This is a genomic window from Halorubrum xinjiangense, from assembly GCF_900102375.1.
Lineage (GTDB): Archaea > Halobacteriota > Halobacteria > Halobacteriales > Haloferacaceae > Halorubrum > Halorubrum xinjiangense.
Genome location: NZ_FNBO01000003.1, coordinates 203,975 through 229,026 on the forward strand (window position 1 = coordinate 203,975; position 25,052 = coordinate 229,026).

The following is a 25,052-nucleotide window of genomic DNA, read 5'->3' on the forward strand; positions in this document are numbered from 1 at the left end:
TCCGCGGTGCGGCCTCCCACGGCGCCCGGCGATCGGCAGTCGCCAGTCCGGCGCTGGGATCCCGCGACGCGACGAGCGTACGAACATCTTCGGGGACAGTCGGAGGCCGGTGGCGAACCGCGATCCGACCATGGGAGCAGTTCCGGGCGGTCTCGACACGGCGCAAGGGCCGCCGATGACGGTCCCGCTTCGCCACTTTCTCGTCGGGCTGGCGCTCCTCGGCGGCGCCCTGCTCGTCGGGATCGGGCTGATCGTCGACGCGGTGCCGGGGCTCGGCGGCCTCGTCCACGTCCACCTGTTCCTGGTCGGATGGGTGTGCGTGACGATCATGGGCGCGATGACGCAGTTCGTCCCGGTGTGGTCGGGGACGACGCTTCACTCGCGGGGGCTCGCGAGCGCACAGCTCGCGCTGGTCGGCGGCGGATTGATCGGGTTCGCGGCCGCGCTCGCGCTGGGTCGACTCCCCTGGCTCGCTGGGTTCGGCGCCGTCATGCTCGTCGGCTTCTGGACGTTCGTCTACAACGTCGGACGGACGCTCGCCACGGTCGACGGGTTCGACGTGACCGAGCGCCACTTCGCCGTCGCGCTGGGCTTTTTCGTCCTCCTGACCGGACTCGGCGTCCTGCTCGCGGTCGACCTCGGGTCCGGGTTCCTCGCTGGGCTCGGCATCTCGCACGCCGGGGTCCGCGGCGCCCACGTCACCCTCGCCGTCTTCGGCGCGGTGCTGACGACGATATACGGCGCGTTGTACCAGCTCGGCACGATGTTCACGCAGACGGAGCTCCACGGGGTCGACCACCGGCTCCGCGCGGTCGAGGAGGTCGGTCACCCGGTCGGCGTCGTCGCGCTCGCGGCCGGGCGACTCGTCGGGGCGACCCCGCTCGCCCGCGTCGGCGCCGTCCTGGTCCTGCTCGCCGCGCTGGGGTTCGGGGTCGTCCTCGCCCGCCGACTCTCCGAGATGCGCGTCGAGCGCACGCCGATGCACACGCGGTACGCGGTCGTCGCGCTCGCGCTCGGCGCGTGGGTCGCGACCGCCGCGCCCGCATGGCTCCGATCGCCCGCGGCGCCCGAGCACGCGCTGGGCGGGGCCGGGAGCGCGCCGCTGCTGCTGCTCGGCGTGGTCGGGTTCGTAATCTTCGGGACGCTGTATCACATCGTTCCGTTCGTCGTCTGGGTCGAGCGGTACAGCGACCGCCTCGGCTTCGAGGCGGTCCCGATGATCGACGACCTCTACGACGACCGCCTCGCGGCCGCCGACGGGGCGCTGCTGTTCGCCGGGACCGCGCTCCTCGTTACCGCCGACCTCCTCGCGGGCGCGTCGGGGACGACGCTCGCCGGCGGAGCTCCCGGACCGGCGCTCGTCGGCGTGTCGCTGGTGACGCTCGGCGTCGCCGTCTTCGCGGCCAACGCGGTTTCGGTGATCCGCCGGCACAGCCCGGGCACGCTGGCCCGCGTCGCACTCGGGCGGTTCGCCCCGCGGCGAGCGGTTGGTGAGTACGCCGACCGTGCGGACGCGGACGACGGAGCGGACGCGGACGACAACTGCGGCGAAGCCAGTCCTTAAGCGACGCCGCGATGAGCCGATAGTATGCGCATCGCGCTCATCGCTCACGACGAGCTGAAAGACGAGATGGTCGCGTTCGTCGAGACGCACACCGAGGTCCTCGACGAGTGCGATCTGGTGACCACCGGGACGACGGGCAAACGCATCGCGGAGGCTACGGGCCTTTCCGTGGACCGACAGTCGTCGGGGCCCTACGGCGGCGACCTCCAGATCGGCGCGATGATCGCGGACGACCTGGTCGACGGCGTCGTCTTCCTCCGCGACCCGCTGACCGCGCAGGCGCACGAGCCGGACATCTCGGCGCTGCTGCGGGTCTGCGACGTGAAGGACGTGCCGCTGGCGACGAACGTGGCGTCCGCGGAGCTGCTCGTCGAGGGGCTGCTCGGCGCCGATTCTCTCGACTGATACCGCCGACCGCGGTCATTTAAACGGCCGAACGAAGAGACGCCTGATGACGCGCCCGCAACGGACCCGCGCCCTCGCGCTCTCGCTGCTGCTCCTCGCCGCGAGCCTCGGCGCCGGCGCGCTCGCGGGCCAGGCCGCGGCGTGGGGCGGGACGGCCACGCAGTCGGCGGCCGAAGGTCCCGTCGTCGGTCCCGCGACCACCGGGCCCGGCCTCGGTTCGAACGGGAGCGACGTCGCGCCGATAACCCGGTGTTTCACCGGAAGCGGGTACCCCATCTCGATCGGGGACGGCGAGGGGGGCGCGACGATGGAGGCGGTGGTCCACCTCTCGGTGCTGACCGACCCGGACGCGGGCAACGAGTTCGGCCTCGAGACCGCCGGTCGGCTCGACGGGGAGTCGATCGTGACGCTCGCCGCGGGCGTCAGGCTGACCGCCCGGCAGGCGGTCGCCGACGGGATCGACCCGTTCGCGGCGTTCGACGTGTTGTACACCTACGAGCTACGGCTCCCGATGTTCGCCGGCTCGGTCAGCGACGCCGACTACGAGGACGACGGGTCGCCGATCGATTCGGGCGCCGGCGCGGTCGCCTGTTGATCGGCTACTTCAAGCTCTCCGCACCCCGTCGTCGCCAGTGTCCGGCGGCCGAACGCCGCGCACTAGCGACAACACCTCCTGCCGAGTCGCCTCGAAGCCGTCGACGGTCGGGTAGGCGCCGCCGGCGAGCAGGTACTCGCCGGCCGTCCACACCGCGAGCAGCGCCTCTACCGGAACCCGCTCGCCGTCGACCGCGCAGCGGCCGTGGAACACGGTGAGCGTCACGCGCGACGCGTCCGGGTCGTCGACGGCGAGAGGGCGGTCGTCGCGGCGCACGAGGTCGGAGATGTCGCGTTCGGCGAGGCGGTCGCGGAACCCCTCTCGGGCCCGCGACTCGACGAGCCGGGTCAGGGCGGGGTTCGGTCCGGTGTCCGGGGAGACGCGGAGTCGGCTCGCAAAGAAGAACGGCCGCGGCGGCGGCGTCTCGCGCTCGTAGCGGGCCGTTCCTGCCGTGACCGAGACCGGGCCGGCATCGAACGGGCGCTCCGTCGTCTCGGCGACGAGCGTCCAGCCGTCGAGGCGGTCGCGGGGGACGGCGGGCGGCTCCATGGGCCCGGATCTCTCCGGACGGGAATAAAACGGCGGGCCGCGGGGAGAGCGGAGTCGGACGAACGGCAGGAGCGGAGTCGGAGCCGATGAGACGGCGGTCAGTGGTCGTCTTCGCGCCACTTGTGTTCGCACTCGGTACAGACGAAAAAGCGGGTCTCGGACTCGTCGGCGGAGCGGATCTGTTGCATGTACCAGTACGCCCGGTCGTTGTCGCACTCGGGGCACTGCGCGGTCGTCGTCGGGAGCCCCTTGTCCTCGGCGTCGCTCACGTCGACGATTTCGGACTCGACCTGTGACTCGGTCGTCCACTCGTCGTCGCCGTCGTCACGGCCGATCTCGTAACCGCAAGAGTCGCACACCCAGTGGTCTTCGCCCTCGCCGGATTTCATCATGGATCCGCACTCGTCGCAGAACTTCATGCCCGAACCTACCGCGGATCGTATTTAAACGGCGGGATCGCGGGCGAGGGCCGGGCGCGCGCTGGGGGCCCTGACGCCCCCGTCAGTCCGCGTCGACGTGGTCGGCGAGCGCGAACCGAACGCGCTCCTCCTCGGGTCCCTTCGTCTCCCGGCCGGTGACGACGACCTCGCCGACGTCCGCGGTGTTCGCGACGTGGGTCCCGGCGCAGGCGGTGCGGTCGTACGGCTCGCCCTCGGCGTCCGCGCGCGCGATCTCGACGATCCGGAGCTCCTCGATCGAGTCCGGGAGGAGGTCGATCCGCGTCCGGTCGGTGTCCAGCGTCGCCTCCGCGGTCTCGCGGTCCATCGTGTAGCTCGACACCGGTCGCCCGTCGGCGACGAGCGCGTTGAGCCGCGACTCGATCCGGTCGAGGTCGTCGTCGGAGAACCGGTCGTACTCGGCGTCGAGGCGCGCGCGGTCGCGATACAGCTGGTTGCCGGTCGTCCGCGCGTCGAACTCGTCGAGCAGCAGCGCCGACAGCAGGTGCTGTGCGGTGTGGTACCGCGAGTGCGCCGCGCGGCGGTCGGCGTCGACCTCGCAGGCGACCTCGGTCCCCGGCTCCGGGAGCGAAGGCGACCCGGCATCGTCGGCTGCCCCGTCGTCGACCGCCTCGTCCGCCCCGGCGATCGGTTCGACCTCGTGGTGGACCGTGTCCGCCATCTCGACGTCGACGACGCGCCAGCGGGCGGTTCCGTCGCCGTCGACGACCCGGATCGTTCCGGTGTCGTGCGGCTGCCCGCCGCCGGTCGGGTAGAAGTGGGTCCGGTCGAGGACGAGCCGGTCCGGGTCCGAGAGGACGCGCTCGACGGTCGCCTCGAACGTCGTCACCGTGTCGTCCGCGAGGTAGAGTCGCTCGGTCACGGGCGGGAGGAAGGGCGCCGTCGAGATATATCCCCGGTCCTCGGAAGTTCCCGTCGAGCCGGTTCCGCGGGAGCGTACTCACTCTGTCGGCCGCTATCGCGACTGATACGCGGGTGTCCACGTTTATCAGCGCCCCCGTCCTACCGGCCCGTATGAACGGGGGTGAGCGCGGAGCCGCGGCCGAGCGCGCGCAGAGCGAGGTGCTCGGCACGGTGCTCCTGTTGGGGCTGACGGTCGCGGTCGTCGGCACCACCGTCGCGCTCGGCGCGACCGCGCTCGACGACTCCCAGCGGACCGCCGACCTCCAGCGCGTCGAGGGGGCGATGACGCAGGTCGACTCCAAGGCGAGCCTCGTCGCGCACGGCGGGTCCTCCGCCCAGCGGGTCCGGATGGACGTCGGTCGGGGCGCGGACTTCCGCGTCGACGAGGACGCCGGCTGGCTGCGGATCGAGGTGAGCGGGGGCGACAACGGGACGGTCACGAACCAGACCTCGCTCGGCGCGATCGTCTACGAGCGCGGCGGCGAGACCGTCGCCTACCAGGGCGGCGGCGTCTGGCGATCGAGCGGCGGGCGCTCCCGGATGGTATCGCCGCCGGAGTTCCACTACCGCGGGACCGACGGGCCGGAGACGCTCACGCTCCCGCTGGTGTCGATCGAGAACGGGTCGGGCCCGTTGGGCGACACCGTTCGGATCGGCGAGAGCCCGGGCGACGCCGAGTCGGTGTTCCCGAACGACGACTACGGCAACCCGCTCTCCGACAGCAACGTGACGGTCGAGATCACGGTTCAAAGCGAGTACGCGGACGCCTGGGGACGGTTCTTCGAGTCGCGAACGAGCGCGTCGGTGACCGAGCTCGACGACGACCGCGTGCGGATCCGGCTCCGGACCGCGACCGAACACCCGACGCTCGGCGCCAGCGTCTCGGCGACGGGGCGCTCCGAGCTCCAGATGGGCGACGTCGACTGGCTGTACGCCGACAGCTACAACTCAACGAACGGCACCTACGACTCGCAGACCCCCGGCGACCGCGCGAGCATCCAGACCCGCGGCGACTTCGCGCTCACCAAAGGCGGCGGCGGGAACACGGAGACCGTCAGGATCCGCGGGAACCTGACGGCCGAATCGTACAACATCCCGCCGGGGCAGTCGGACAAGCTCAACGTCAGCGGCGAGACTCGGACGGAGAGCGCGTTCGACGAGCTCGCGCCCGTCGCGGGCGGTATCAGGCAACGGATCGACGGCGTCCGAGAGCAGAATCTCGCGGACGGGAATTCGCGGAGCGCCATCGACCTGGCGGGCGACGAGTCGGAGACGATAACGGAGGACACGTACGTCAGCGGCGACGTCACCGTCGCCGACCGCGCGACGCTCAGCGTCGAAGGCGGCGCGACGCTCCACGTCGCCGGCTCGGTGACGGTCGAGGGGGACGAGAACGCGACGCTCGACCTCGACACGGGGAGCGGGAACGTCACGGTGCTCGTCGACCAAGGCGTCGACCTCAGCGGCAACGCGACGACCAGGGCCTCCGGCGGCGGTCGCGCGGAGCTGTACGTCGACGACTCGATCGGCCTCCAGGACACGGCCTCGGTGACGACGGCCGAGGACACGCGCCTCGACGTGTACAACACCGACGAGATCGACCTGACCGGACGCGTGAACATCGCGGCGGACGGCGACGTCGCGGGCAACCTCTGGCTGTACTCGAGCGGTGACGAGGTCGAGATAGAGGGCGGCGAGAGCGACGACAGCGACCGGGTTCGGTTCACCGGCGTCTTCTACGCGCCCCAGAGCGAGGTCGAACTGGAAGACCAGATGACGATCAGGGGGTCGTTCACCTTCCGGCAGTTCTCGTTCGACGACGGCGACATCGAAATCCACTACGACGAGGCGCTGCGCACGCGCCAGCCGTTCGACGGCGAGACGGTCCCCGTCGTGAGCTACCTCCACGTCTCCACGCACGGCGTCGTCGTCGAGTCCGGCTGAGTCCCGCGGTCGACCCCCTTCGGAACCTGTCGAGCCTCAGTCCGAGAACTCGACGCGCGCGGCGGTCCGGTGGACGACGAACCGGTCGTAGCGGTCGGCAACGAACGTCACCGTGAGGTCCGCGGAGCCGTCCGTCGTCACGGCGATCTGGTCGTGTTCCGCCGCGAGATCGCGGTAGTACCGCTCCCAGACGGTCGCCTGCGTGGAGTTGATATCGAGCGTGACGTTCTCGGCGGCGGTCCGGTCGTCGGCCGCGACCCCCCGGTCCGTGCGCTCGCCGACGACGAGGACCGTGCGCTCGCCGCTCACCGACTCCGCGGGACCGCCGAGCCCGTACAGCGAGTAGACGACCGTGTCGCCGACCAGCAGGTCGGGCTCTCTGATCATCACGCCGTTGTCGCCGTTCATCCGGAACACCGCGCCGTTCTCGTAGACGATCCGGGTGTCGCCGGCGCCGCGGTAGGTGAGCGATCCCCCCTCGGTGACCCGCGTCCCGAAGCCAGTCCCGTTGAGCCGGAACTCGGAGTCTCCTTCGAGCGCCAGCTCGCCGCCGCCGAGTCGGAGCTCGGTCGCTCGGCTCGGCACGCCGTCTCGGCTGAGGTCGTTGAGGTTGTCGTGGAGGACGTCGAACGCGCGCTCGACGTTGTTGTCGCGCTCGGCGAGCTGGGCGTCCTCTAACCCCCCGAGCCCGACGGTGAACGTGACGGCGATGGTCGTCGTGATCAGCGCGAACACCAGCACGAAGCCAACGGTCTCGCTGACGCCGCGGTCGGCCGTCCGGAAGGTCAACGCGCGGTCGGAGCCCGTCATCGCTCGCTCACCACCACTGCGCCGTTGCCGTCGTCACCGCCGTCCGAGTCCCATCGAATTTCGAGGCTCCCGCCGTCGACGGTCGCGTTCTCGACTGCGACGTCCTCGCTCGTGCGGAACGGGACCTCCACGGTCGCGTCGGTCCGGTCGCTTTCGAGCGCGATAGTCCCCGTCGCGTCGCCCGCTCGTACCCGTATCCGGTAGCCGGTCCCCGAGACCCGGTCCGGGAGTGTCAGCGACCGTTCGACGGTGAGGTCCTCCCGCGACGCCGTGTTCGCGGCGAGCCTATCGACGGTGCCGAGGTCGGCCGCTATCCGCTCGCCGACGACAGTAAGCTCCCCCTGCGCCGCGCGCTCGCGCTCCGACTCGACGAACGACCCGCCAGCTACGAACAGGCCGGAGAGCAGCAGGGTCGAGACGGCGAGCGTCATGACGTAGCCGACGGTGACCGACACGGCGCGGTCCGACCCGCCCGAGCGGTCACGCATCACGCTCACCCGGGGCGAGCCGTATCACGTCGCGGTAGGTCAGTTCCGGCGTCCGGTGACTGATCTCGACCTCGACGCCGTACACCGCCTCGGCGACGTACGGTCGCGAGGACCGGTCGGCGTCCGCGCCGCCGTCGCGGTCGTCGACGACGAGGTGGTATGTCCCCTCCGCCGCGTCGCCGTTCTCGTAGCGGATGTCGTACTCGTCGCTCCCGGTCTGAACTTTCTCGGCCCAGGAGAGCGCGTCGAACGGCTCGCCGTTGACCGTGCCGGCGGTGAAGTCGACGGTGTGGTTCCCGTCCGAGCGCGACGCGAACGTCTCGGCGGTCGTCCCGGTCGCGTTATCCACCGTCACGGTGAGGTCGCCGTCCGTCTCGCGGGTCAGCGTCGCCGACCACGTCTCGTTGGTGCCCGCGGTCGTCCCGTCGGCCACGACGGTGAACGCGCCGCTCGCCGAGTCCGAAAGGTTGTCGGGGTCGACCGTCAGTCGGAAGTTCCGCGTCCGGGTCGCGTTGCCCGCGACGGTCCAGTCCGCGTCGGCCGAGTCGGGCGCCGTCATGTTGCGGAACCCGCTCTCGGTCTCGTTCTGCGCGATGAAGTAGCCGTCCTCGACGGTCGATCCGATCACGCGAACGTCGGCGATCACCCCGTCGCGCGCCCGGAGGTCCGCGACCGTCTCGGCGTACGTCTCCGCGCTCTCGTTGAAGTCGCTCGCCACCCCGGCCGCGCTGCTCCGATTCCGGTGTTCGCGGTGGAGGATTCCGGCGAGGTCCTCGGTGACGCCGTCGCGGAACTCGATCGCCTCCGCGCCGCCCGCGTCGGCGCCGCGGGTCGCGAGGTTCTCCGTGTAGATGACGGTGTTCAACAGGAGCACGACCGCGACGAAGAGGACCGCGAGCGTCAGCCCCGTGATCAGGATTATCTGCGCGCGGTCCTCGTCGGGGTCGGCGGTCTCACGGCCACGGAGACGAGGGGGACTCACATCTGCCATGCGGTGATGCGCACCTCCACGACCGTGTACAGGACCTCCCCGTCCCCGTCGACCGGGTCGGCGAAGTACCCTCTGCCGGGGCCGTCCTCCGCGAGGGCGTGCTGGTCGTCGGCGCCGAACCGGTCGTCGCCGTACAGCGTCACGCGCGTGCTCGCCGTCGCCGCGTTGTCGCTCGGCGACCCCATGTCGACCATCGCGACGTCGCCCGTGCCGTCACTGCTGTCGTCCGGGTAGTAGACGTCGATATCGAACGCGATCTGCCGGTCGCCGAACGCCTCCGTCAGCGGGTCATGGAGCGGGTGCGACGCTGGCGGGATCCCCGCGTATCCGCCCCCGTCGGTCGCGCCGACGAAGCTCCCGTTGTCGTAGTGTAGCAGCGCCGCCGAGAGGTTTCCGCTCGCCTCGGTCGTCGCCAACAGGTCCCCCGCGGCTATCTCCGCCTGGTTCTCGACGTGTTGGTTCGACGTGCTCGCCGAGAGCGGCGTGACGGCCGTCGCCTGCGTCGCGAAGATGAGGCCGGTGACTAAGAGCAGCGCCGCCGTGAACGCCTCCAGCGTGTGCGCCTGTCCCCGGTCGTCGGGGAGGTGTTCGACGAACATCTCACCACACCCGCAGCGTGAGCCGGTAGGTCTCCGGCGACTCCCGGTCACCGGGGTCATTGATCGTGACGATGCGGCTCGCGGCCGAGACGCTCTCGCTCCGCGGCGGTTCAGGGCCGGCGCGCATCGCGACGACGGTCCCGTCCGCGTCGAGCGACGCGACGCTCCCGCGCTGCGTGACGGTGAGGTTGAGCCCGCGCCGGTCGGCGACGCCGAGTTCCGCGTGGAGGTCGTCCGCGTTCGCCGTCCACGCGCAGTCCGACTCGTCGCTCGCCGCCTCAGCGTCCGTGCCGTCGAAGAACGCGAGGGTACAGGCGTGCGACAGCGTCGCGGTGGAGCCGGCGCCGGCGAGCGAGGGCTCGGCGAGCGACGACTCCGCCAGCCGGGCCGCGCCGCGCTCGGCGACGATGACGGTCGCGCCCTCGCCGACGGCGTACGGCTCCAACAGCGACGGAACGAACGCGAAGGTGAAGCCGACCGCGACGAGGAACACCGACATCCCGACGACGAAGTCGAGGACCGTCTGCGCGCGGTCACCCGACATAGATCCACACCCCCAGCGCCAGCGTCATCAGGATCACGGCGAACTTGACGCCGGAGATAAGCTCCGCGTCACGGATGTAGCCGCTGATGAACCCCGAGAGGATCGCCTGGATCGTCACGGCGTGGAAGAAGAGCATCGAGAGCACGTCAGGATCGATGCCGCCGCCCCCGCCGAACCCCGCTCCGCCGCCGCTCCCGCCGCCGTCGCTCTGGGAGACCAGGTCGCCCATCACGTCGATGAACTGCGTCTGGAGGATGGCCATCACGCCGAGCAGCGTAATGTACGTCATCACGATGATCGCGACCTGCATCCGGGTCCGGGACTTCCGCTCGCGCTCGATGTCGTCCTGGTTCTCAGAGGCCTGCGCGGCCGTCGTCAGCACGTCCGTGATCTGCGAGGAGGCCTCCTGCGCCTCGGTGATCAGCTTCACCGTCCGCGCGAGCCGGGGCACCGCGTACGAGTTGTTGAACTCCACTAATGCGTCCCGCAGGCTCATCCCGTAGTTCACCTTCGCGTGGATCACCTCGAACTCCTCGGCGAGCTTCCCGGTCGACGTCTCCGAAACGGTGCGCACGGACTCGAGCAGCGTCTGCCCGGTGTCGTTCGCGGAGGAGAGCTTCCGGAGCGTCTCCGAGAGCTTCCCGGTCACCGCGCGCCGCGAGCGCTGGTGCCACTCGTAGAAGATCCCGAGCGGGATCAACACGACGTAGAGGGGCACGTACAGCCAGACGAACGCCGACCACACCGGGCGGGCGATCCACCCGTCGTACGTCGTCGGCGCCGAGCCGGCGGCGACCGCGACGGCGACGAGCGCGAGCGCCGACGGCACGGTCAACGCGAGCGTGTACAGCGGGTTCTCCCGGAGGAAGAGGTGCGGCGCGGCGAGGATCTCCTTCGTTTTGTGAGTCCCCTCTCGGTCGCGGATGCGGTCGAAGACGCCGAACGGCCCGACGAACGCCTCCACGAGCCCGAAGTGGAAGAGGCCCTCCTGACTCGTCTGTCGGAGGCGCTCGCTGCCGCCGTCGGGCTGGAGGTAGCCGTCGCCGGGGTCGTCCTGTTTCACCGTCGAGACCAACACGAGGAAGCCGACGCCGACGAGCGGGATGAGCAGGTACACCGTGACGTACAGCAGGCGGTCGTCGGCCTCGCCCATCATCCCCATGATGACGAGGATGATGATGAGAAGCAGGGGGAACAAAGAGAGCGTCATATACATCTCGCCGAACAGCTCTAACGTCTCCAACGTCATCTCGCGCTCCTGTTTCGACGTACGGAGGTGTTTCTCCTTTTTGTCCTTCAGGAAGCTCTCCATGTCGCCGCCGGAGTTGACGATCGAGAGCATGTCGGCGAGGAACTGCGAGAGCTCGTCGGAGGGGGTCTCCATCGACTGCTGGCGGATCGCGTTCCGGTAGTCGGTGCCGAAGTACTCCGTCTCGTTGACGATGCTCTGGAACTCGCGGGACACCTCGCCGTACGTGTCCTCGGCGGTCGCCATCGCGCGGAGGATCTCCAACTGGTTGAGCCCGCCGACGGAGAGCGCGTACATGAAAGACACCGAGTCCGCGAGCAGGAGGTTGATCTCGCGTTTCCGCGAGGAGGCCCGCGAGTACGGGACTGCGACGAGGCCGCCGAACCCGAACGCGAACCCGATCGAGCCGAAGACGAGCCCGCTGAGAAGCACCGCCGTCGGCACGACGAGCGACCGGAGCAGCGCCTGAACCTCCGGAGTCGGCGCCGGGACGCCGAGCGAGAGCGCCGACGGGTCGATCAGCCCGAGCGAGAACACCCCGTAGCCGACCAGCGTGCCGAGCGCCCAGAGCACCCCGCCGACCAGCAGGCCGACCGCCAGCGCCAGCGAGACGTACATCTCGACCTGATCCGGCATCCGCGCCTCCGCCAGCTTGCGCTCGACGTCCGCGACGAAGTCGCCGTCGGGGTCGAACAGCAGCTCGAACACGGGGTAACACAGCTCCGCGAGGACGTTCGCGTCGAGGCCGCCCTCGCCCGCGTCGACGTCGAGGCTCACGGCGCGGCCCTCGCGACGGACACGGCGCTACCCCTCCTCCGCGGGCTCGACGGCGTCGAACCCCCACTCGTCGATCTCGTCGGTCGGCTCGTCGTCGACGTCGTCGCTCCCCTCCTCACCGTCGCGGCCCTCGTCGGCCCCCTCTTCACCGTCGCGGCCCTCGTCACCTTCATCGGTGTCGTCGCTCGTCGCCGGTTTCTCGGTGTCGTCGGTCGCGGCCGACTCCTCGTCGTGAATCTCGCCGGAGGGCTCGCTATCGACGGGCTCTGCGGCGCTGAACCCCTCGCTCACGTCGGGGTCCGCGCTCGAGTCGGGCGACGCGCCGCCCTCGGACGGGGGCGCGGGCGACGAGAGCACGTCGACCCCCTCGTCGAACGGCTCCCCGAAGTCGATCTGATCCGGGTCGCCGGATCCGTCGCTCGCGGGCGTCGCCTCCGCCTCGGAGACACCCTCGAAATCGCCGTGCGAGGGGTCCGGCGACGGCGCAGCCGACGGGTCGGACTCGGTCGGGGGCGCGTCGGTCGCGTCGGCGTCCGCGGCGTCGGGCTCGGTTCCCGTCGTCGCCGGATCCGGGCCGGCCGGCTCGTCGTCGGCCGCCTCGGCTTCCCGGGCCGTTTCGGCGAGCGCCTCGCGGTCGCTCGGGGCGACTTCGACGTCGCCCGCGTGGTTCATCTCCAGGAGGGCGTCGGCGACCGAGTCGGGGACTTCGCCGCGGTACGTCTCGAACAGGTCCTCAGCAGCGTCGAGTATCTCCGCGGCCTCCGCCTCACCGTCGGCGTCGGGCGTCGGCCGGGGGACCAGCTCTTCCTTGTCGCGGTCGACGTTGATCAGCACCGACTCCATCTCCCGGAGGTCCTCCAGCGACCGCTCCAGCTCGTCGTTGGCCATCAGCGCGAGCACCGTCTCCGGGTCGTTGATGAACGCCTGGAACGTCGCCGCCACCTGCGCGTAGCTGTTGAGCCCGTGATCGATGAGGTACGCTAACACGATCCGGCGCTTGCGCAGCTCCTCGTCGAGCGTCGCGCGGCTCCAGCCGCGGTCGAACATGATGTCCTCGAGGGTATTCGAGTCGCCCATCTGGAGGAACTCGTCCGTCTCCGCCTGCCACTGGAACACGTCTTGGACGTTGATCTCGTCGTTCTCGGCGTCGTAGTGGTTGATCTCGGTGATCGACTTGTTCCGGCGCACCTTCTTCCCTTGGACGCGGGTGGAGGTCTGGATGGAGACCAGATCGAGCGCGGTGAACATCGTCTTCGAGACGTTGATCGGGTCGGTGGTGAACCGCTTGAGCACCTCGCCGACGGAGTCGGCGTGGAACGTGGTGTAGGTGGTGTGGCCGGTCGACATCACCTGGAACGCGGTCCGGCCCTCCTCGCCGCGGATCTCACCCATCACGATGTAGTCGGGGCGCTGGCGGAGCGCGGCCTCCAGCAGGTCGAACTCGTCGATGTCGCCCTTGTCGTCGTCGGAGAAGGAGGGGCGCGTGACGGAGGCGATCCAGTTACGCTGGGGGAGCTCGACCTCGCGGGTGTCCTCGATGGAGACGATCTTCGCGTTGGAGGGGATAAAGAGGGAGACAGCGTTCAGGCTCGTCGTCTTCCCGGAGGCGGTCCCGCCGGCGAAGATCAGGCTCTTGTGGTTCTCGATGGAGAGCCACAAAAAGGCCATCTCGTCGAGCGAGAACGTCTTCCAGTTGATCAGGTCGATCGGGGTGAACGGCACGTCGTTGAACTGCCGGATCGTGTAGTTGGTCCCGTGATCGGACACCTCGCGGCCGAGGGTGAGCTGGGCGCGCGAGCCGTCCGGGAGGGTGGCGTCCACCTGCGGCCGGCGCTTCGAGATCCCCTTCCCGGAGCGCTGGGCGAGCTTCACAACGAAGTCGTCGAGCTCGTCGGTGCCGTGGTGGATGTTCGTGATGATCTGCTCGTACTCCGAGTGGTAGACGAAGACGGGGGAGTTGTACCCGTCACAGGAGATGTCCTCGACGTTGATGTCGTACTTGATCGGGTCGATCCGCTCGTAGCCGACGAAGTCCCGCTTCAGGTAGTACAGCAGCTTCTCGACCTGGTGGTCAGAGAGGGTCCGTGAGTCCTCGGCGAGCACCGCGGGCTCGGGCCGAGCGCTGATCGTCGGCGGGTCAGGCGGCGATTCGGTCGGGGGCTCGTACCCGAGCGACTCCGCGATCCGTCCGGCGATCCCTTCCGTCGGGTCGATGCCGAACCGGTCGACCAGCGTGTCCGCGATCCCGGCCTCGTCGCCATCGTCCTCGTAGAGTCCATAGCGGTCGAGCAGCGAGCGCGCCTCCTCAACTATCACCTCCTCGCGGAACGCCTCGTCGCCGCCCGCGATCGACTCGGCGGCGTACTTGATCGAGGTCCGGAGCTTCCCGGTGAGAAACTCCGTGAGGTCCGCCTCGATCTCCGTCCGGTACGGCTGGACGGCGTAGTACTTCGCCTCGTTCTCCTTCCGCGACCGGAAGACGATGACGAACGAGTACGGCTTGTTCACCCAGTAGCGCTCTTCCTCTTGGAAGTGCGTCTTCTTCGGCATCGGAACCGCCTTCTCTAAGTCGTACCGGTTCGTCAGCGTAGTGTGGCCTTCGTCGGTGGAGAAGAACGCGTCCTCGTCGATGTCGGGGTTGACGTCCACCGTCCGCTCGTCGACGAGGTCGGCGAGGTCGGCCGCGGCGCTCCCACCCGCGCCGAGCAGCTCCTCGGTCCGGTCCGGATCGAAGCCGAGCGCCTCCGTCTTGTCCTCGTGGGTGAATTCCAGCGGCACCGCCTCTCCCTCCTCGTTCTCCTCGGTCGGCGGGTTCCCGTCCGCGTCGAGGAAGAACTCCTCGCGGTAGTCGTCCCACGTGTAGTAGCCTTTCAAGACGGGAACAGAGTAGGGGTCGTAGCGTGCGGCGCACAGGTCCCAGAGGACATCGCCGACCGCGGCCGCCGCACGGAAGCGGTAGTCGGTCTCGCTCGGGTCGAACCCGAGGAGCGTCGCGGGATCGAACGCCACTCGGTCCCACTCCTCGGGCGTCGGCGCGCGCGATGGCACCAACTCGACGCTGTCGCCGGGAGCGACGACGACGCCTGAGGTGCCGCCGCGACCGACCGGGGCGTCGAAGACCGTCTCGGGGTCGGTGGCGGCGGGGACGGTCTCGTCGAGATCGCCTTCACCGTCTACAGCCGAGCCGGTCTCTTCGCCCTCGTTCGGGCCGTCACCCGCTACGGCGCTCGCTTCGTCCGCGTCCGGGCCGTCCGCACCTCCCTCTTCGTCCGTTTCCGTCTCTTCCGCGTCCGTCTCTTCCGCATTCGTCTCGTCTGCGTCCGTCTCTTCCGCGTCCGTCTCGTCTGCGTCATCCGCCACCTCGCCCGCCGCATCGTCTTCGGCGCTGTCGTCGTCTTCGCCCTGCTCGTTTGCGGCGGATTCGGGCGTCGACGGCGCCGCCACCCGCTCACCGGTCGGCACGACGGCGGCGCCGTCGAGGACGACGGCGTCGGGGCCGACGACGAGCGTGCCTCGCTCCGGGGTGCCGTGGCCGGGTACCGCGGTCTCTCCGTCCGCTTCGAAGGGCTCGTCGACGCCCGCAGCGCGGACGACCTCGCTCGCGCCCTCCGGCAGGTGGAGCGCGACCGCGTCCGCCGGGACGACCGGCGCGTCCGGCACGTCGGCGTACACGCGCTCCGCGGCGTCCTCGCGTCCCCGTTCCGCGAGCAGCGACCGCCAGGTGTACCGGTCGGTGACGACCGGAGCGCCGTCGCTCGTTCCGTCTCGGTCGTCGGATTCCGTCGGGGCGGACGCTCCGTCGTCCGATTCGTCCACTTCAGTCGCGTCCGCTTCAATCGAGTCCACTTGAGTCGCGTCCGTCGACGCCTCCCTATGGTCCGCTTCAGTCGCGTCCGCGTCCTCCGCCTTGGACGCCGATCGGTCGCCCTCGGGACCGGACCGCTGGGCGGACCGCTCGGCGTCCTCGTCGCTCATAGTTCGGAGAACAGCTCGTCCGTTGAAAAAGGTGTCTCGCAAAACACCGCGATTGATAATCGACCGGGACGGGCGGGTTTTAGGCCCCCGCGCACCGATCGCCGTCCGTGTCACGCTCCGAGCGGTTCCGGCGACTGCGACGGCTCCGGCAGCCCGCCGTCAGGCGGCGCGTCCGCGCGGCGATCGCCGAGGAGCTGCTCGGAACGCCGCGAAGTCTCGCCGTCGTCTGCGCGTTCACCGCGTTCATGCTCGCGGTCGGGAGCGGGTACTACGCGCCGACCGCGGGCGAGGTGCCGGTCGCGCTCTGGCCGCTGTACGCCGACTCGGCGGTCGCCGTCGCGCTCGGCGGCGGCGTCCTCGCGACCCTCGTGGCGACCGTCCGGCGCGGCGGCGACGTCACCGCGGACGCGCCGGTCTCCCGCGGACTGGCGTACCTCCACACGCTCGCGTTCGTCTGGTTGGTTCAGTTCGGCGTCTGGCCGCTGGTCTCGCTCAACCTCGCGTTCGGCGAGTACGTCGCCGCTCCCGACGCGTGGATCTACTACTGGGGGGTGATCGGTACGCACCTGCTGTTCGTGGGGCTCGCGCTGTTGTTTCCGGCGTTCGGACGCACGACGCGCGGCGCGCTCGCGACGGCGCTCGGGCTCGGCGCGGTCAACGTCATCGTCGACTACGGATTCGGCTACCACCCGCCCCTGCTGTACGAGCCCGGGGCCGGGCTGGCGGCCGCGACGCTCGCCATCGCGGTCGGTTCCGTCGCGCTCGCGTCGCGCTCGTTCCGGCGGCTGGAAGAGGGGTCGGACTGAGCCGCGGTCGGAAAAACAGGCTCGGTCGAGCGCTGTTTAAATGACTTCAACAGCAGCGACAGATATTATTTAAGTTGTATAAAAGGGCGCGGCGGGATCCACGCGAGCGAACGCAGTGAGCGAGCGTGGAGCCAGTCGCGCCCGTGACTGAGCGAAGCGAAGGAACGGGCACGGCGGGATTTGAACCTCAGTCACTTCGCTCGCTCCGCTCGCTCCGTTCCCTGCTTCGAATCCCGCTTGTGCCGCTACTGCTCACTTCGTTCGCAGATAGCGGGCGCGGCGGGATCCACGCGAGCGAACGAAGTGAGCGAGCGTGGAGCCAGTCGTGCCCGTGACCGAACGTAGTGAGGGAACGGGCGCGACGGGATTCGAACCCGCGATCGAGAGGTTAGGAACCTCTCGCCCTGTCCGCTAGGCCACGCGCCCAAAACGGGTGGAAAAAACGGGACGGCAGGGATCGGTCGGCACCGGGGGCCGGCTTACGCGCTGGTTTCCTTGTCGGTCTCGGTCTCGAGCTCGTCAAGGTCCTCGTCCTCGTCTTCGAGCGTCGAGTCCGCCTTCTCGCCGTCTTGCATGTCTTTCAGCTCTTCTTCGACCTGTTCGCGGCCCTTCTTGAACTCGCCCATCGCCTGGCCGGTCGACCGAGCGAGCTTCGGGATCTTGTTCGCCCCGAACAGCAGGACCAACACGAGCAGGATGATGAGGAGCTCCGGCCCCGCCGGAATGCCGCCGATCAGTGGTGTCGCACTTACCATCTCTGCCTCCGAGTAACCCTGTGGCGATTATAGTCTTTTTGCCTCGATCGGACCGCCGCCGCCGAAACGGTGATACGCGCGGCCGACGAGGTGCCGATATGCCAGACGTCGGCGACGACGCCCCCGACTTCACCGGATCGCTCGTAGACGGCGACATCGCGCCGTTCGAACTCTCCGACCACCTCGGCGAGGAGCCGGTCGTGCTCGCCTTCTTCCCCGCCGCCTTCTCGAACACCTGTACCGACGAGATGGAGGCGCTTCGCGACGGGTTCGACCGCGACGACTGCGCCCTCTTTGGCGTGAGTACCGACCTGCCGCACGCGCTCGGCGCGTACCGGACGCAGTACGACCTCCCGTTCGCCTTGGTTGGCGACCCGGACCACCGCGCGATCGAGGCGTACGACGTGATCGAGGAGTTCGAACACTACGGCGTCGAGACGGTCGCGCAGCGCGCCGTCTTCGTGATCGACGCGGACGGGACCGTGACGTACCGCTGGCTCGCGGACAACGCAGGGCAGGAACCGGACTACGACGCGCTCGCCGAGGCGGTGGCGGACGCGGCGGCCTGACGGGCGCGGCGGCCTGACGGGCGACCGGTCGGACGGTGGCCGCGCTCAGGCCGGGTCCCGGAGCGATTCGAGCGCCTCCGGGTTCTCCATCGACGAGAGGTCGCCCGGGTCCTCGCCGTTGTACACCGACTCGATCGCGCGGCGGATGATCTTCCCCGACTGCGTCTTCGGGAAGGCGTCGACGAACAGCAGTTCGCGCGGCCGGAACGGCTTGCCGTGTTCGTCGCCGACCAGCGCCCGAAGCTCCTCGCGGAGATCGTCGCCCGGGTCCACGTCGGGTTCGAGGACGACGTACGCGACGACCGCGGTGCCGGTGGTGTCGTCCGGGACGCCGACCGCCGCCGCCTGGTTGACGGCGTCGTGGTCGATGAGGACACCCTCTATCTCGGCCGGGCCGACCTTCCGGCCGGCAACGTTGAGGGCGTCGTCGGCGCGGCCGTGGAGGAACCAGAAGCCGTCTTCGTCCTTCTGCGCGAAGTCGCCGTGGTCCCAGAGGTCGTCCCACGTCGACCAGTACTCTTCCAGGTAGCGCTCGTCGCCCGACCACAGCGACTTCGTCATCGAGGGACAGGAGTCGCGCGCGACGAGGTAGCCGCGCCGCCCCGACTCCGTCACCGACTCGCCGGCCTCGTCGACGATGTCGATGTCCATCCCGAGCCCCGGCCCGCCGAGCGTACAGGGCTTCAGGGGCTGGTTCGGCATCGGCATCAGGAAGCAGCCGCAGATCTCCGTCCCGCCCGAGATGTTGACGATGGGGCACTCGCCGCCGCCGACCGCGTCGTAGAACCAGCGCCACGACTCGGGGTCCCACGGCTCGCCGGTCGAGCCCAAGATCCGGAGCGAGGAGAGGTCGTGGTCCTCGACCCACTCGTCCCCGTGTTTGCGGAGCGCGCGGATCGCGGTCGGCGAGATGCCGAACTGCGTGACCCCGTGTCGCTCGATCATCTCCCAGAAGCGGTCCGGCTCGGGGTGGTCGGGCGCGCCCTCGTACATCACGACCGTCCCGCCGAACGCGTGGTTCCCGATCAGCGTCCACGGGCCCATCATCCAGCCGATGTCGGAGACCCAGAAGAACCGGTCCGCGGGCTTCTGGTCGAAGCCGAAGTGGATCTCCTTCGCGCACTGTGTGAGGACGCCCGCGTGGGTGTGGACGATCCCTTTCGGCGTCCCGGTCGTCCCCGAGGAGTACAACAGCATGGACTCCTGGCCGCTCGGGAGGTGTTTCGTCTCGTACGTCGCGGGCTGGGAGCCGACCGCGTCGTCCCATGTCCGGTCGCGGTCGCCGTCCCACGGGACGGGATCGACGCCGTCGGCTCCGGAGCTACCGCTATCGCTGCTGCCGTCGCTCGCGGGCGTCGCTCCCAGTCGGTCGTACACGACCACCTCCTCGACGTGGCCGGCGTCCGCGACCGCGTCGTCCGCGGTCGCCTTCAGCCGGACCTCGTCGCCCCGCCGGTAGAACCCGTCGCCGGTGAAAAGCACCGCGGGCTCCGCGTCGTCGATCCGCGTCGCGGTCGCCTCGCGGCCGAACCCGGAGAAGATCGGCACGGCGATCGCGCCGACCTTCAGGCAGCCGTAGAGGATCGCGACGACCTCTGGCACCATCGGCATGTACAGCCCGACGGTGTCGCCGGTCTCGATCCCCGCCTCCGTCAGGTAGTTCGCGACGCGGTCGCTCTGTCGGCGGAGCTCGTGGAAGGTGATCTCGCGGACGTCGCCCGGCTCGCCCTCCCAGATCAGCGCGACGCGGTTCCGGTTCGGGGAGTCGACCGCGGCGTGGCGGTCGACGACGTTGTGCGCGACGTTGACCTCGCCGCCGGGGTACCAGTCGGAGAACTGCGGCCCCTCAGTATCGTCCCGGACCGCGTCGTACTCGGTGTAAAACTCGATGTCGAGGTAGTCGACGATCTCGTCCCAGAACCAGTCGACGCCGGAATCGGGCTCGCCCGCGACCGCCGAGGTGGTGCGTTCGATGAGCGCCTCGTAGTCGTCGATCCCGTGCTCGCGCATGAACGCGGCGACGTTCGTCGACTCCGCGAACGCCTCGCTCGGCTCGTGTACGACCTCGTCTATCCCCTCGTACTCGTCCATCTCGTCCAGTGATTTTCGCGGCGACAGTAAGTAACTTTCCTGAAGGACCTACCGCGGCTCGCCGCACTCGCCCGCGACCTCGACGGCCGCGTCGTCGACCGCGACCAGTCCATCGTACACGCGACAGGTCCCCGCGTCCCACGCGAGCCGCCCTTCCCAGTCGGCGCCGGTGACCGCGGCCTCGTGGCGCCCGTTCACGCCGACAGTCACCTCGAAGGCGCGGGCAACGCCGGCGTCGACGCGGTCGGACTCCGCTTCGTACGTCGTCCCGTCGTCGCCCTCGACGAGCACGTCCACGTCGACGGGGTCATCGCCGTCGTTTCGCACCGTCAGGTCGAGTCGGCCGGGGTCGGCCCCTCCGAGGCCGAGGCAGCCGGCGGTCACGGCCGCGAGCGCGCCGGCGCCCGCCGCGAGGAGTCCGCGTCGTTCCATGGCGGTCGCTCGTCGCGAAGGTACTTCAAGCCCGGACACGCGGCGCGGTCGTCGACGCCGTCGAAACGGGACCGCCGGAGACGGCTACTCGGCGTCTCCCGTCTCCGCGTCGCCCGTCTCCGCGTCGTCCGCCTCGTCCGCGGCGGCGTGGACCGACTCGGGGACGATGTCGACCGAGGCGACGTCGTCGTCCGGTTCGAGATTCATCACGATGACGCCCTTCGTGTTGCGGCTCACCGTCGAGATCTCCTCGACGCGGGTCCGCATGATCTGACCGGCCCCGCTCATGGCGACGAGGTGGTCGCCGTAGGTGACCGCCTCGATGGCGACGACCTCGCCGTTGCGGTCGCCGGTCTTGATGTCTATCAGTCCCTTCCCGTTACGGGACTGTTGGCGGTACTCGTCGAGGTCGGAGCGCTTCCCGTAGCCGTTCTCGGTGACGGTGAGCACCCAGTTGTGGTACTCGTCGTCGATGGCGGCGACGCCCGCGACGGCGTCGCCCTCGCGGAGGTCGATACCGATCACGCCGCGGGCCGTGCGCCCCATCGCGCGGGCGTCCGACTCGTCGAAGCGGATCGCCATCCCGTTCCGGCTGCCGATGACGATGTCGCGCTCGCCGTCGGTCACCTCGACGTCGACGAGCTCGTCGCCGTCCTCCAGCCGGATCGCGCGGATCCCCGTCGACCGGATGTTGCCGAACTCGTCGACGGCGGTCCGCTTGATGTAGCCGTCCCGGGTGACCATCGTGAGGAACTCGTCGTCGTCCAAGTCCTCCGTGTTGACCACCGACTCGATCTCCTCGCCGTCGTCGAGATCGAGGAGGTTGACCGCGGACTTCCCCCGGGCCGTGCGGGACATCTCCGGGATCTCGTAGGTCTTCAGCTCGTAGATCTGTCCGCGGTTCGTGAACGCGAGGAGGTAGTCGTGGGAGTTGGCCGCGAACACGGAGGAGACGCGGTCGCCCTCCTTGAGCCCGGTGCCGATGATCCCCTTGCCGCCGCGGTTCTGCGCGCGGAAGGTGTCGAGCGACATCCGCTTGATGTAATCGTCCTCGCTCATCACGACGACGCACTCCTCCTCCGGGATGAGGTCCTCGTGGGTGACGTCGCCGACATCCTCGATGAAGCTCGTGCGGCGCTCGTCGCCGTACTCCGCTTTCATCTCCCGGAGCTCGTCGACGATCACGGCGTCGAGCTCGTCGGGGTCGGCGAGGATCGTCTCCAGCCGCTCGATCCGGGCGGTCACGTCCTCGTACTCCGACTCAATCTCCTGGGTCTCCATCGAGGTGAGCGACCCGAGCTGCATCCGGACGATGTGGGCCGCCTGGGCCTCGGAGAACTCGTACTCGGCCTCGAGCGCCGCCTTCGCGGCGTCGCGGTCGTCGGAGTTCTGGATCGTCTCGACCACGTCGTCGACCTGTTCGAGCGCCTTCAGCCGTCCCTCGAGGATGTGCGCGCGGTCCTCGCGCTCCGCGAGCTCGTGCTCGGAGCGCCGTCGTACCACTTCCCGGCGGTGCTCGATGTAGTGGCGGAGCGTCTCTTTTAAATCGAGCACCTGCGGCGAGCCGTCGACCAAGGCGAGGTTGATGACGCCGAAGGTGCGTTCGAGGTGGCTCTCTAACAGCTGGTTCTTGACGACCTCGGCCATCGCGTCGCGCTTGAGCTCGACGACGATACGCATCCCGTCGCGGTCGGACTCGTCGCGGAGGTCGCGGATCCCCTCGATCGCGCCCTCGTTGACGTCCTCGGCGATCCGCTCGACGAGCCGGGACTTGTTCTGCTGGAAGGGGAGCTCCGAGATGACGATCCGGCCCTCCTCCTCGTCGACCTCGAACTCGGCGCGGACGCGGACGCGACCGCGGCCCGTCTTGTACGCCTTGTGGACCGCGTTCCGGCCGACGATGTTCGCGCCGGTCGGAAAGTCGGGCCCCTTGACGTGCTCCATCAGGTCCTCGACGGTCGCGTCGGGGTTCTGGATCAGCTCGACTGTCGCGTCGACGACCTCGCCGAGGTTGTGCGGCGGGATGTTCGTCGACATCCCCACCGCGATCCCGGAGGAACCGTTGACGAGCAGGTGCGGCACCGCCGAGGGCAGCACCTCCGGCTCCTCGAGCCGGTCGTCGTAGTTGGCGGTGAAGTCGACGGTGTCGCGCTCGATGTCCGCTAAGAGCTCCTCGGCGATGGGGGCCATCCGGGCCTCCGTGTACCGCATCGCGGCCGGCGGGTCGCCGTCGACGGAGCCGAAGTTCCCCTGGCCGTCGACGAGCGGGTACCGCATCGAGAAGTCCTGGGCCATCCGCGCGAGCGTGTCGTAGATTGCGCTGTCCCCGTGCGGGTGGTAGTCACCCATCGTCTCGCCGACGATAGAGGAGGACTTCCGGTGCGAGGAGTTGCTCGTGACGCCCGCCTCGTGCATCGCGTAGAGGATGCGCCGGTGGACGGGTTTGAGCCCGTCGCGGACGTCGGGGAGCGCGCGACCCGCGATGACCGACATCGCGTAGTCGATGTACGACTGCTCCATCTCGTCCTCGATGCGGGCGTTCGTCACCTGCGCGGCGGGAACGTCGTCGGGAGTGGCGTCGGGGAGGTCCGAGCTCATATGTCCACCCACTCGGCTTCCGTCGCGTGTTCCTTGATGAACTGCTTGCGCGGCTCGACCGCGTCACCCATCAACACGTTGAACATGCGGTCGGCCGCGGCCGCGTCGTCGATGGTTATCTGCTTGAGGATTCGGTTTTCCGGGTCCATCGTCGTGTCCCACAGCTGGTCGGGGTTCATCTCCCCGAGTCCTTTGAACCGCTGGACTTGGTCGGGGGCGCCGTCGCACTTCTCCGCTACGATCCGGTCGCGCTCCGCCTCCGTCATCGCGTCGTACGTCTCGCCGCGGTAGCGGACGCGGTACAGCGGCGGCTGCGCCGCGTACACGTAGCCCGTTTCCAGCAGCGGCTTCATGTGGCGGTATAGGAGGGTCAACAGTAGCGTCCTGATGTGGGCGCCGTCGACGTCGGCGTCCGTCATCAGGATGATCTTGTTGTACCGGGCGTCCTCGATGTCGAACTCCTCGCCGATCCCCGCGCCGATCGCCGTGATCAGCGCGCGGATCTCGTCGTTCTCCAGGATGCGGTCGAGGCGATGCTTCTCGACGTTGAGGATCTTCCCCTTCAGCGGGAGGATCGCCTGGTTCTCGCGGTTGCGGCCCTGCTTGGCCGAGCCGCCCGCGGAGTCGCCTTCCACCACGAACAGCTCCGCCTCGGTCGGGTCGCGGGTCTGACAGTCGGCCAGCTTACCGGGCAGCGCGGTCGACTCCAGCGCCGACTTCCGGCGGGTGAGCTCCTCGGCCTTCTTGGCAGCCTTCCGCGCTCTGGCGGCCTCCGCGGCCTTATGGACGACCTTCTCGGCGGTGTCCGGGTTCTCCTCGAAGAACGTGCCGAGCTTCTCGTGAGTCGCGGACTCGACGACGCCGCGGACCTCGCTGTTGCCGAGCTTCGTCTTCGTCTGGCCCTCGAACTGCGGGTCGGGGTGTTTCACCGAGACGACCGCCGTGAGCCCCTCGCGGACGTCCTCGCCCTTGAGATTGGCGTCGAGGTCGTCGACGAGCCCGTGCTCGTTGGCGTAGTCGTTGACGGTCCGCGTGAGGGCGGTCTTGAAGCCGGTGAGGTGGGTACCGCCCTCGCGGGTGTTGATGTTGTTCGCGAACGCGTGGACCGAGCCCTGCAGCTCCTCGGTCGCCTGCATCGCGACCTCGACGTGGACGCCGTCGGTCTCGCCCTCGAAGTAGATGACCTCCTCGTGGATCGGCGAGCGCGTCTCGTTGAGGTACGCGACGAACTCGCGGATGCCGCCGTCGTACTTGAACGTCTCCTCGGTGTCGTCGCGGTCGTCGACGAGGCGGATCTCGACGCCGGAGTTGAGGAACGCCAGCTCGCGGAGCCGGTTGGCGAGCGTCGACGTCTTGAACTCGGTCGTCTCGAAGATCTCCTCGTCGGGCCAGAAGCGGATCCGCGTCCCGGTCGACTCGTCGGCGTCCATGTCCCGGACGCGCTCGAAGCCGTCCTCCGCGGGCTCGCCTCCCGCGAACTCGTGACGGAAGACGCCGCCGTCGCGTTTCACCTCGACCTCCAGCCGCTGGGAGAGGGCGTTGACGACGCTGACGCCGACGCCGTGGAGGCCGCCGGAGACCTGGTACGACTTGGAGTCGAACTTCCCGCCGGCGTGGAGGACGGTCAGGATGACCTCCAGTGCCGGCCGGTCGTACTCCTCGTGGGTGTCGACGGGGATGCCGCGCCCGTCGTCGGTGACGGAGGCGGAGCCGTCGTCGTGGATCCGCACCTCGATCGCCTCGCAGTACCCCGCGAGCGCCTCGTCGATGGAGTTGTCGACGACCTCGTAGACGAGGTGGTGGAGCCCCCGACCGTCCGTGGATCCGATGTACATCGCCGGTCGCTTACGGACGGCCTGAAGGCCTTCGAGGACCTGTATTTGGCCGGCTCCGTATTCACTCTGCTCTGACATAGGAACTTACCATCGCTAGTCGCTGTCGGCTTATAAA

General features: G+C 69.2%; 21 protein-coding genes and 1 tRNA gene. 6 read left to right on the plus strand and 16 right to left on the minus strand.

From position 1 onward, the window contains the following. Positions 1 to 175 precede the first annotated feature (175 nt). The 3 genes from F3H13_RS05585 to F3H13_RS05595 are packed head-to-tail and all read left to right on the plus strand — an operon-like array spanning position 176 to position 2,564. The gene (locus F3H13_RS05585) at positions 176 to 1,564 is read left to right on the plus strand and encodes a hypothetical protein (RefSeq protein WP_149798120.1); all 1,389 of its coding nucleotides are present in this window, start codon (positions 176 to 178) and stop codon (positions 1,562 to 1,564) included. A gap of 24 nt (positions 1,565 to 1,588) precedes the next feature. After that, positions 1,589 to 1,969 carry a methylglyoxal synthase gene (locus F3H13_RS05590; protein ID WP_149798059.1) on the plus strand — a complete coding sequence of 127 codons (381 nt, stop codon included), beginning with the start codon at positions 1,589 to 1,591 and terminating at the stop codon, positions 1,967 to 1,969. 46 nt (positions 1,970 to 2,015) lie between these two features. Beyond that, positions 2,016 to 2,564 carry a DUF7332 family protein gene (locus F3H13_RS05595; protein ID WP_149798060.1) on the plus strand — a complete coding sequence of 183 codons (549 nt, stop codon included), beginning with the start codon at positions 2,016 to 2,018 and terminating at the stop codon, positions 2,562 to 2,564. A gap of 9 nt (positions 2,565 to 2,573) precedes the next feature. On the opposite strand, the gene F3H13_RS05600 is transcribed toward F3H13_RS05595, so the two are convergent. The 3 genes from F3H13_RS05600 to F3H13_RS05610 all read right to left on the minus strand — a co-directional run bounded on the left by F3H13_RS05600 (position 2,574) and on the right by F3H13_RS05610 (position 4,433). After that, the gene (locus F3H13_RS05600) at positions 2,574 to 3,113 is read right to left on the minus strand and encodes a DUF6517 family protein (protein WP_149798061.1); all 540 of its coding nucleotides are present in this window, start codon (positions 3,111 to 3,113) and stop codon (positions 2,574 to 2,576) included. Positions 3,114 to 3,211: 98 nt separating this feature from the next. Further along, the gene (locus tag F3H13_RS05605; protein ID WP_149798062.1) at positions 3,212 to 3,532 is read right to left on the minus strand and encodes a transcription factor S; all 321 of its coding nucleotides are present in this window, start codon (positions 3,530 to 3,532) and stop codon (positions 3,212 to 3,214) included. A gap of 82 nt (positions 3,533 to 3,614) precedes the next feature. After that, the gene (locus F3H13_RS05610) at positions 3,615 to 4,433 is read right to left on the minus strand and encodes an alanyl-tRNA editing protein (protein WP_149798063.1); all 819 of its coding nucleotides are present in this window, start codon (positions 4,431 to 4,433) and stop codon (positions 3,615 to 3,617) included. A 152-nt stretch (positions 4,434 to 4,585) separates the two neighbouring features. On the opposite strand from F3H13_RS05610, the gene F3H13_RS05615 reads away from it, so the two are divergent. Next, the gene (locus F3H13_RS05615) at positions 4,586 to 6,418 is read left to right on the plus strand and encodes a DUF7289 family protein (protein ID WP_149798064.1); all 1,833 of its coding nucleotides are present in this window, start codon (positions 4,586 to 4,588) and stop codon (positions 6,416 to 6,418) included. A 36-nt stretch (positions 6,419 to 6,454) separates the two neighbouring features. Here the strand turns inward: F3H13_RS05615 and F3H13_RS05620 are convergent, their stop codons facing one another. The 7 genes from F3H13_RS05620 to F3H13_RS05650 are packed head-to-tail and all read right to left on the minus strand — an operon-like array spanning position 6,455 to position 15,851. Beyond that, positions 6,455 to 7,228 carry a DUF7289 family protein gene (locus F3H13_RS05620; RefSeq protein WP_149798065.1) on the minus strand — a complete coding sequence of 258 codons (774 nt, stop codon included), beginning with the start codon at positions 7,226 to 7,228 and terminating at the stop codon, positions 6,455 to 6,457. Then, the gene (locus F3H13_RS05625; RefSeq protein ID WP_149798066.1) at positions 7,225 to 7,716 is read right to left on the minus strand and encodes a DUF7266 family protein; all 492 of its coding nucleotides are present in this window, start codon (positions 7,714 to 7,716) and stop codon (positions 7,225 to 7,227) included. The genes F3H13_RS05620 and F3H13_RS05625 overlap by 4 nt, the downstream gene beginning before the upstream one ends. Beyond that, positions 7,709 to 8,707, minus strand: a complete 999-nt coding sequence (locus tag F3H13_RS05630) for a DUF7261 family protein (protein ID WP_149798067.1) — start codon at positions 8,705 to 8,707, stop codon at positions 7,709 to 7,711. The genes F3H13_RS05625 and F3H13_RS05630 overlap by 8 nt, the downstream gene beginning before the upstream one ends. Further along, entirely contained in the window at positions 8,695 to 9,306 is a 612-nt protein-coding gene (locus F3H13_RS05635) for a DUF7288 family protein (RefSeq protein WP_149798068.1), read from the minus strand. The genes F3H13_RS05630 and F3H13_RS05635 overlap by 13 nt, the downstream gene beginning before the upstream one ends. Position 9,307: 1 nt before the next feature. After that, complete coding sequence (locus F3H13_RS05640) at positions 9,308 to 9,850, minus strand: DUF7287 family protein (protein WP_149798069.1); 543 nt, start codon at positions 9,848 to 9,850, stop codon at positions 9,308 to 9,310. After that, positions 9,840 to 11,876, minus strand: coding sequence for a type II secretion system F family protein (locus F3H13_RS05645; protein ID WP_149798070.1), 2,037 nt, complete (start codon positions 11,874 to 11,876; stop codon positions 9,840 to 9,842). Before F3H13_RS05645 ends, F3H13_RS05640 begins: the two co-directional genes overlap by 11 nt. A gap of 27 nt (positions 11,877 to 11,903) precedes the next feature. Further along, positions 11,904 to 15,851 carry an ATPase, T2SS/T4P/T4SS family gene (locus F3H13_RS05650; protein WP_149798071.1) on the minus strand — a complete coding sequence of 1,316 codons (3,948 nt, stop codon included), beginning with the start codon at positions 15,849 to 15,851 and terminating at the stop codon, positions 11,904 to 11,906. A gap of 107 nt (positions 15,852 to 15,958) precedes the next feature. Between F3H13_RS05650 and F3H13_RS05655 the strand changes: the two genes are divergently transcribed. Further along, positions 15,959 to 16,657 (plus strand): DUF1405 domain-containing protein, encoded by a 699-nt coding sequence (locus F3H13_RS05655; protein WP_149798072.1) that lies wholly within the window; start codon positions 15,959 to 15,961, stop codon positions 16,655 to 16,657. Between the two features lie 353 nt (positions 16,658 to 17,010). Here F3H13_RS05655 and F3H13_RS05660 read toward each other — a convergent pair. Together F3H13_RS05660 and F3H13_RS05665 are read right to left on the minus strand one after the other, a co-directional pair. Continuing rightward, positions 17,011 to 17,083: transfer RNA gene (locus tag F3H13_RS05660), tRNA-Arg, on the minus strand. A gap of 53 nt (positions 17,084 to 17,136) precedes the next feature. After that, complete coding sequence (locus tag F3H13_RS05665; protein ID WP_149798073.1) at positions 17,137 to 17,412, minus strand: Sec-independent protein translocase subunit TatA/TatB; 276 nt, start codon at positions 17,410 to 17,412, stop codon at positions 17,137 to 17,139. Between the two features lie 98 nt (positions 17,413 to 17,510). On the opposite strand from F3H13_RS05665, the gene F3H13_RS05670 reads away from it, so the two are divergent. Next, positions 17,511 to 17,981: a redoxin domain-containing protein gene (locus F3H13_RS05670; RefSeq protein ID WP_149798074.1), complete on the plus strand. Its 471-nt coding sequence runs from the start codon at positions 17,511 to 17,513 to the stop codon at positions 17,979 to 17,981. A gap of 45 nt (positions 17,982 to 18,026) precedes the next feature. Here F3H13_RS05670 and F3H13_RS05675 read toward each other — a convergent pair whose 3' ends face one another. The 4 genes from F3H13_RS05675 to gyrB form a co-directional block, all read right to left on the minus strand. Further along, on the minus strand, positions 18,027 to 20,072 hold the full coding sequence (locus F3H13_RS05675; RefSeq protein ID WP_149798075.1) for an AMP-binding protein: 2,046 nt from the start codon (positions 20,070 to 20,072) through the stop codon (positions 18,027 to 18,029). A 48-nt stretch (positions 20,073 to 20,120) separates the two neighbouring features. Further along, entirely contained in the window at positions 20,121 to 20,504 is a 384-nt protein-coding gene (locus F3H13_RS05680) for a hypothetical protein (protein WP_149798076.1), read from the minus strand. An 84-nt stretch (positions 20,505 to 20,588) separates the two neighbouring features. After that, entirely contained in the window at positions 20,589 to 23,102 is a 2,514-nt protein-coding gene (gyrA, locus tag F3H13_RS05685; RefSeq protein ID WP_149798077.1) for a DNA gyrase subunit A, read from the minus strand. Continuing rightward, entirely contained in the window at positions 23,099 to 25,015 is a 1,917-nt protein-coding gene (gene gyrB, locus F3H13_RS05690) for a DNA topoisomerase (ATP-hydrolyzing) subunit B (protein ID WP_149798078.1), read from the minus strand. The genes gyrA and gyrB overlap by 4 nt, the downstream gene beginning before the upstream one ends. Positions 25,016 to 25,052 lie beyond the last annotated feature (37 nt).